Here is a 7,057-nt window from a genome sequence, read left to right as displayed (position 1 = left end):
AGCGTGGGAACGATCAGGTAGAGGAGATCAACCCTCTTCCAGCCACCAGCGCAACGGCTTGCCTTCAGCTGGCCAGAAGCGCATCTGGTCGATCGACGAGACGTCCCAGCGCTGCACGCTTTCCAGCGCCTGGAGGAAGCGTTTTTCCTGCTCCATCAGTGCCGGCGCACAGAGCTTGCGAGTGCTGCCGATCTTGCCGAAGCTCAGCTTGTCGCCTTCCAGTGTGTACGGCGCAAACCAGTGGTTGCAACCGCCGCTACCGTAGGCGCGACCGTCTTCACCCAGGGTGATGGTCAGGTGGCTGTAGTCCATCAACGGCCGTTCGCCGATCCACTCCAGGATATAGCTGCGATTTTGCTGCAGTTGCACCGGCTCGGCGGCGCAGCCCAGCAGGCTTGCACCGGCCATCGCAGTCAGGGCGAGGCGTTTCATCACGCAGGCTCCTGGCATTTGGGGCACAGGTGTTTCTCGCCAACGGTGGTCCAGCCCAACTCGGCAATCCGCGCGGTGGCAGCAGGCTTTTCGGCCTTGTTGCCGAGCTTGGCGTCAACGGCGAATTCGAAACTCAGCTCCTTGGCGCAGCTGTCGCAGTTCACCTGCCAGGTATGGATCGCCAGTTCGCCGAACACTGGACCACTGGCCACCGCGACCCATTGCCCTGGCGGGTTGATCAGGTGGCGAACCGTTTCGACGGTCAGGCGCATGGACAGGTCCTTGGCGCCCTTGAGGGTCACGACCAGCACGTCGTTATTACGAATCGAGCCGCCGTTGCCGGTGACTTGATAACGTCCCGGCACCAGGGCGCGGCATTCAGTGAGGGTGTGTTGCGGGTTCATCAGGGTGTAGCGGAAATCGTGTTCGACCATGGGTCCTCCAAATATGCGCGATATGCTAGCACGGGCATAAGCGCAGCATGGCGCGGGCATATGACCTTCGATCAGGTTCAATCACCCTCGACCTGATTCTCCGGGGTTCCTGCCGCCCAGGCCGCGATGTTCTGCAAGGTGGTCGCGGCAATAGCGCCCAAGGCTTCGCGGGTGAGGAAGGCCTGGTGTGCCGTGACGATCACGTTGGGGAAGGTCAGCAACCGCGCGAGTACATCGTCCTGCAACGGCAGATCGGAACGGTCTTCGAAAAACAGTTGCGCTTCCTCTTCATACACATCCAGTCCCAAATAACCCAGTTGGCCAAGCTTCAAGGCATCGATCAGTGCCGGGGTGTCCACCAGGCCGCCGCGGCCAGTGTTGATCAACATGGCGCCAGGCTGCATGTGCGCCAGGGATTGGTGGTTGATCAAGTGCTTGCTCTGCTCGTTGAGCGGGCAGTGCAGGCTGATGATCTGCGACTCGGCCAGCAGCTGCGGCAAGCTCAAGTAGCGGGCGCCCAGCGCTTCGACCTGCGGATTGGGGAAGGGGTCGTAGGCCAGCAACTGGCAACCGAAGCCATGCATGATTTTCGCAAAAGTCGCGCCGATCTGCCCGGTGCCGACCACGCCGACGGTCTTGCCCACCAGGTCGAACCCCGTCAACCCGTGCAGGCTGAAATCGCCTTCGCGCGTGCGGTTGTAGGCGCGGTGCAGGCGTCGGTTGAGGGCCAGGATCAGGGCTACCGCATGCTCGGCCACGGCGTGGGGCGAATAGGCCGGGACGCGCACGACCGCCAGCCCCAGTCGCTTGGCCGCCGCCAGGTCGACATGGTTGAAACCGGCCGAACGCAAGGCGATCAGACGGGTACCCGCCGCAGCCAGGCGTTCGAGCACCGGGGCGCTTAGATCATCGTTGATAAAGGCACAGACCACCTCGTGGTGCTCCGCCAGCGCGACGGTATCGAGGCTCAATCGTGCCGATTGGAAGTGCAACTCGATACCCGGTGGCAGGCTGGCGGCGAGAAAGCTGTCGCGGTCGTAGGTCTGGCTGCTGAAAAGAATCGTGCGCATGCTGTCCTCCTGGAAAGTGCATCAGGCGTTGATGCGCGCCTGGGCGGCTAGGCGATTGATCGCCCGGTCGAGATCTTCAAGTGCGCCGAAGGCCTTCGGGTCTTGCTGCTTGAGCAAGGTTTCGCTGCGTTGGCAAGCGGCGCGCAATTGCGGAACTCCGCAATAGCGGGTTGCGCCATGCAGGCGATGAACCCGTTCGATCAGGGCGTTATGATCGTTACTTTGTCGAGCCTGGCGGATGGCTTCGCGGTCGGCTTCCAGAGATGCCAGCAGCATTGCCAGCATGTCAGCCGCCAGATCGGCCTTGCCGGCGGCCAGGCGCAAGCCTTCTTCGTGATCGAGCACCTGCAACTCGTAGGTGCTGGCGTGGCCATCGCCTGCACGCTCGGGCGTATGGTTGCGCAGTGCCAACCCGCTCCATTTGAGTACCACTTGCGCCAGTTGCCGCTCGCTGATCGGCTTGGTCAGGTAATCGTCCATGCCGCTTTGCAGTAATGCGCGTTTTTCGTTGGCCATGGCATGCGCCGTGAGGGCCACGATCGGCAGCGGCGTGCAATGCCGCTCGCTTTCCCACTGGCGGATCGCTTCGGTACTTTGGCGCCCATCCATGCCGGGCATCTGCACGTCCATCAATACCAGGTCGAATGTCTCGTTCTGCACCGCCTTGATCGCTGCGTAGCCGCTTTCCACGGCGAGCACCTTGGCGCCCATGTCTTCGAGCAGGGTTTGCACCAGCAGCAAATTGGCCGGGTTGTCGTCGACGCACAGCACCTTCGGCGCGCGGCTCGACAGCGGCTCGCTGGACTCGGTGCGCGACTGCCGTGGGTTGACCAGGTCGGACAGCGCGCGCCGCAGCTTGCGGGTACAGGCAGGCTTGGCCTGGAGCTGGCTGTGGGGGTTGGGCACCGACAGGTGGAATAGCGTCTGCTCCGTGGTGGGGCACAGCACCAGCACCTTGCAACCCAGGTGCTCGAGGTCCCAGATGTGTTGGTTCAGGCGTTCCGGTGGCATGTCGTTGCTGGTGATGCCCAGCACCGCGAGTTCGATCGCCTGATCGGTCTGATGCACGCCGGTGACGCCGTTCGTCAGGTTTTCCAGGGTATTGAACGTGGTGACGTCCAGGCCACAGTCTTCCAATTGATGCTGCAACGCCTGGCGTGCCAGCTCATGATTTTCCAGCACGGCAACCCGCCGTCCGAGCAGCGGCGCACTCGGCAGGTCCTCGGCATCGTCGCGGGTCTTGGGCAGGTTCAGGCTGATCCAGAATTCCGAACCCTCGCCCGGGGTGCTGTCGACGCCAATCTCGCCTCCCATCTGTTCGATCAGGCGCTTGGAGATCACCAGGCCCAGGCCCGTGCCACCGGGTTGCCGCGACAGCGAGTTATCGGCCTGGCTGAAGGCCTGGAACAGCGCGCGCACGTCCTGGTTCGACAGACCGATGCCGGTGTCCTGGATGCTGATGCGCAATTGCACGCTGTCTTCGTGCTCTTCTTCGAGCATGGCCCGGGCGACGATGGTGCCCTCGCGGGTGAACTTGATCGCATTGCTGACCAGGTTGGTCAGGATCTGCTTGAGCCGCAACGGATCGCCCACCAGCGACAGGGGCGTATCGCGATACACCAGGCTGATCAGCTCCAGCTGTTTGGCGTGGGCGGCCGGGGCGAGGATGGTCAGTGTGTCTTGCAGCAGGTCTCGCAAATTGAACGGAATATGGTCGAGCACCAGCTTGCCCGCCTCGATCTTCGAAAAGTCGAGGATCTCGTTGATGATCCCCAGCAGGCTGTCGGCAGACTTTTCGATGGTGCCCAGGTAATCGAGCTGGCGCGGGGTCAGTTCACTTTTTTGCAGCAGGTGGGTGAAGCCGAGGATGCCGTTGAGCGGCGTGCGTATTTCATGGCTCATGTTGGCCAGGAACTCGGACTTGATCCGACTCGCCTCCAGCGCCTCCATGCGCGCCAGGTCCAGTTCGATGTTCTGGATCTCGATGGTCTCGAGGTTCTGGCGCACGTCCTCGGTGGCCTGGTCGATGCTGTGTTGCAGTTCTTCCTGGGCATTCTGCAGCGTGCCGGCCATGCGATTGATGCCGGAGGCCAACTCATCCAGCTCCTGGCTGCCCAGGGGGGGCAGGCGGGTTTCCAGATGACCGTCCTTGAGTTGCGCCACGGCTTGTTTGATCTGGGTCAGCGGCCGATTGATCGTGCGGCCCATGCGCAATGCCAGCAGCGCCGCGCCGCCGAGACCGGCGCCGATCATCAACAGGCTGGCGAACAGGCTGCGGTAGCCACGCAGCAGCATGCCGTTGTGGGACAGTTCGAGTTCGACCCAGCCCAGCAGGCGATCGGCTTCATCGGGGATCACGTCGCCGGCCAGGTTGCGGTGTTTGCCGAACACCGGCAGCAGGTAACGCGTTGCTTCGTTGCCACTGCGACGCTGCATCTGCGAGCCTTCGCCCATTGGCGCCTGGGTCAGCATGGTCGGCCCGGCGTGGGCCCGCGGCGTGCGGTCTGGCGCAAGGAAGGTCACGGCTCGCACGTCCGGTTGTTCCAGGGACTGGGTGGCGATACGTTCCAGCATTTCGTTGTTGTTGTGCCCCATGGCTGGCGCCACCAGCGGCGCCAGTTGCTCGGCGATCATTTCGCCGCGCTGCAGGAGTTGGGTTTGCAGGTCCGATTGCTGCATCCAGGTGAAATAGCCGCCCAGGACCAATGCCATGAGGCTGGTCGGCAGCAACGTCAGCAACAGCACACGGCCCTTGATTCCCAGTTTCGTCAGCACGCCACTCTCCTGCAACCGGCTGTTTATCGAGCTGCGCGTGCGTCTGGCACGCGCCACTTGCGCAGTGTAGCGATTTGCAGGCGGGCGATCCTCGATAATTGATGCCGTCACTCGTCGGTTGGTCGTGCGCTTTTGCACCCTGCGCAACCCTTGGGTTGCCCCGGGAGAAGCAATCTTGAATAATTACCAACTGAGAATTATTTGCAGATACTAATGACGACCATCAACGCTGGCCATCCCCGTATCCTCTCCATCGAAGACGACCTCGTACTCGGTGCCTATGTGCATGAACATCTGGGCCGTAGCGGCTTTCAGGTGACGTGGTGCCAGAACGGCCGCGAGGGCCTGGACATTGCCCGCGAGCAAGCCTTCGATGTGGTGTTGATGGACATTTTGTTGCCAGGTATGGACGGGCTGGCGGTACTGACGCAACTACGCCGCAGCCATTCCACCCCGGTGTTGCTGATGTCGGCACTCGGTGCCGAAGCCGATCGCATCAGCGGCTTTCGGCTGGGGGCCGATGATTATCTGCCCAAACCCTTCAGCATGATCGAGTTGCGCGTGCGCATCGAAGCCATTCTGCGCCGCGTAGCGCTCGATCGCCGGCCGACGCCTGTGGCGATGGTGGCCGAGGTAGACAGTCTGCGTTTTGACGACGATCACTTCGACGTTTTTCATGGACAACAACCTGCCGGCCTGACTCGAACTGAGTATCGCCTGCTGGAAACCCTGAGCCGCAGCGTCGACGAAGTGCTGAGCAAAGCCTTTCTTTATCAACAGGTACTGCAACGCGGTTATGCCGCCCACGATCGTAGCCTCGACATGCACATCAGCCAGATTCGCCGCAAACTCAAGGCCATCGGCTATACCGAGCGGGAGGTGCGCACGGTCTGGGGCAAGGGCTATATCCTGAGTGCCGTCGATGAGATGTAACGTGCCGGGCCGGCACTCGCTGTTCTGGAAACTGGCGTGCCTGTTGGTGGCGTTCTGTCTGCTGATGATCTGGTTGAGCTGGTCCTGGGGCCGCTACATGGAGCAGCGCAACCAGTTCCTCTCCGATGAGGCCCGCGGCACCCTGGCGCGCTATGCCGCCGAAGCCGAACAAGCCTGGCAGCAGGGCCAGAGTGTCGGCATCGATGACTGGCTGCAGGGCATGCATCAGCGGGAAAAAGGCTGGGTCGGTGTCATCGGCGGTGATTTGCAGTCCTTGAGCAACCAATCGCTGACGGACAAGGAAGTCGAGCGCCTGACTTTTTTGCGTGGCCTCGATTGGCCGATCCACAAAAAAGGCCGGCCGTGGATGCGCATACCGTTTCCCAGTGACCCGTCCGTCGGCAGCCTGGTGATCGAACTGCCGCAACGCTTCGTGCCCGGGCGCTACCGGGTGTTCTGGCGGGTGATCACCAACGGTGTGATTCCGGGCTTGTTCACCTTGCTGTTGTGCGTGGGCCTGTATCGCTTGTTGGTGGTGCCGCTCAATCACTTGCGCGAACAGGCCAATGCCTGGCGTGCCGATCAACTGAACGTACGGCTGTCGAGCCGCACTACCAATCGTTCCGATGAGTTGGGCGAATTGGCCAGGGCGTTCGATCACATGTCCGAGCGCCTGCAAAGTACCGTGGCATTGCAGCAACAACTGTTGCGCGACCTGTCCCATGAATTGCGCACGCCGTTGAGCCGCCTGCGGGTGGCCAGTGAAAGCGAGCAGGGGCTTGAACAATTGCGCGAGCGTATTGGCCGCGAAGTCGATGGCATGCAACGGCTGGTGGAGGACACGCTGCAACTGGCCTGGCTCGATACCGAACGTACGCGATTACCCGACGAATCGATCCAGGTCCAGGCCCTGTGGGAAATGCTCACGGAAAACGCCTGTTATGAAAGTTGCTGGCCGGATACGCAGTTGCAATGCTCGGTGGACGCCTCCTGCTGGGTGCGCGGCCATCTCAATACCCTGGCCCAGGCCCTCGAGAACATGCTGCGCAACGCCATTCGACATTCGCCCGAGGGTGGCATTGTTCATTTGGGCGGGCGGCGTGACGGCGACTTCTGGCACCTGTGGCTGGAGGATCAAGGTGGTGGCGTGGCGGAGGCGGATCTTGAGCGGATCTTCCTGCCCTTTACCCGCCTCGACGGCTCGCGGCCGGGGGATGGCGGATTTGGCCTGGGCTTGAGCATCGCCAGGAATGCGGTGCGGCGTCAGGGTGGAAGGCTTTGGGCGCAGAACACAGGGAGCGGGTTGCGGATGAATATGCGGTTGGTGGCGGATGATGGAACTGTCAGTGACGATGCCATCGCGAGCAGGTTCTCCCATCCTGCAACGCACTGATTTTGCCGGAGCGTTCCTGA

Annotated in this window: 6 protein-coding genes; 2 read left to right on the top strand and 4 right to left on the bottom strand. The window is 62.0% G+C overall.

What is annotated here, in order from left to right; all coding sequences use genetic code 11:
• Positions 1-27: 27 nt before the first annotated feature.
• The 4 genes from PG5_RS23980 to PG5_RS23965 all read right to left on the bottom strand — a co-directional run bounded on the left by PG5_RS23980 (position 28) and on the right by PG5_RS23965 (position 4,711).
• Positions 28-432 carry an META domain-containing protein gene (locus PG5_RS23980; protein WP_020799715.1) on the bottom strand — a complete coding sequence of 135 codons (405 nt, stop codon included), beginning with the start codon at positions 430-432 and terminating at the stop codon, positions 28-30.
• Positions 432-866 (bottom strand): hypothetical protein, encoded by a 435-nt coding sequence (locus tag PG5_RS23975; protein ID WP_020799714.1) that lies wholly within the window; start codon positions 864-866, stop codon positions 432-434. Before PG5_RS23975 ends, PG5_RS23980 begins: the two co-directional genes overlap by 1 nt.
• A gap of 77 nt (positions 867-943) precedes the next feature.
• Positions 944-1,936, bottom strand: a complete 993-nt coding sequence (locus PG5_RS23970) for a 2-hydroxyacid dehydrogenase (RefSeq protein WP_020799713.1) — start codon at positions 1,934-1,936, stop codon at positions 944-946.
• Between the two features lie 21 nt (positions 1,937-1,957).
• Positions 1,958-4,711 (bottom strand): response regulator, encoded by a 2,754-nt coding sequence (locus PG5_RS23965; RefSeq protein WP_020799712.1) that lies wholly within the window; start codon positions 4,709-4,711, stop codon positions 1,958-1,960.
• Positions 4,712-4,924: 213 nt separating this feature from the next.
• Here PG5_RS23965 and PG5_RS23960 point away from each other — a divergent pair, with 213 nt between their 5' ends.
• Positions 4,925-5,644, top strand: coding sequence for a response regulator transcription factor (locus PG5_RS23960; RefSeq protein WP_020799711.1), 720 nt, complete (start codon positions 4,925-4,927; stop codon positions 5,642-5,644).
• Positions 5,634-7,037 carry a sensor histidine kinase gene (locus tag PG5_RS23955; protein WP_042955696.1) on the top strand — a complete coding sequence of 468 codons (1,404 nt, stop codon included), beginning with the start codon at positions 5,634-5,636 and terminating at the stop codon, positions 7,035-7,037. The genes PG5_RS23960 and PG5_RS23955 overlap by 11 nt, the downstream gene beginning before the upstream one ends.
• Positions 7,038-7,057 lie beyond the last annotated feature (20 nt).

This window comes from Pseudomonas sp. G5(2012) (genome assembly GCF_000408945.1).
Classification (GTDB): domain Bacteria; phylum Pseudomonadota; class Gammaproteobacteria; order Pseudomonadales; family Pseudomonadaceae; genus Aquipseudomonas; species Aquipseudomonas umsongensis.
Note: the sequence above shows the minus strand (reverse complement) of the source record. Positions and strands in the feature narration are given on the sequence as shown.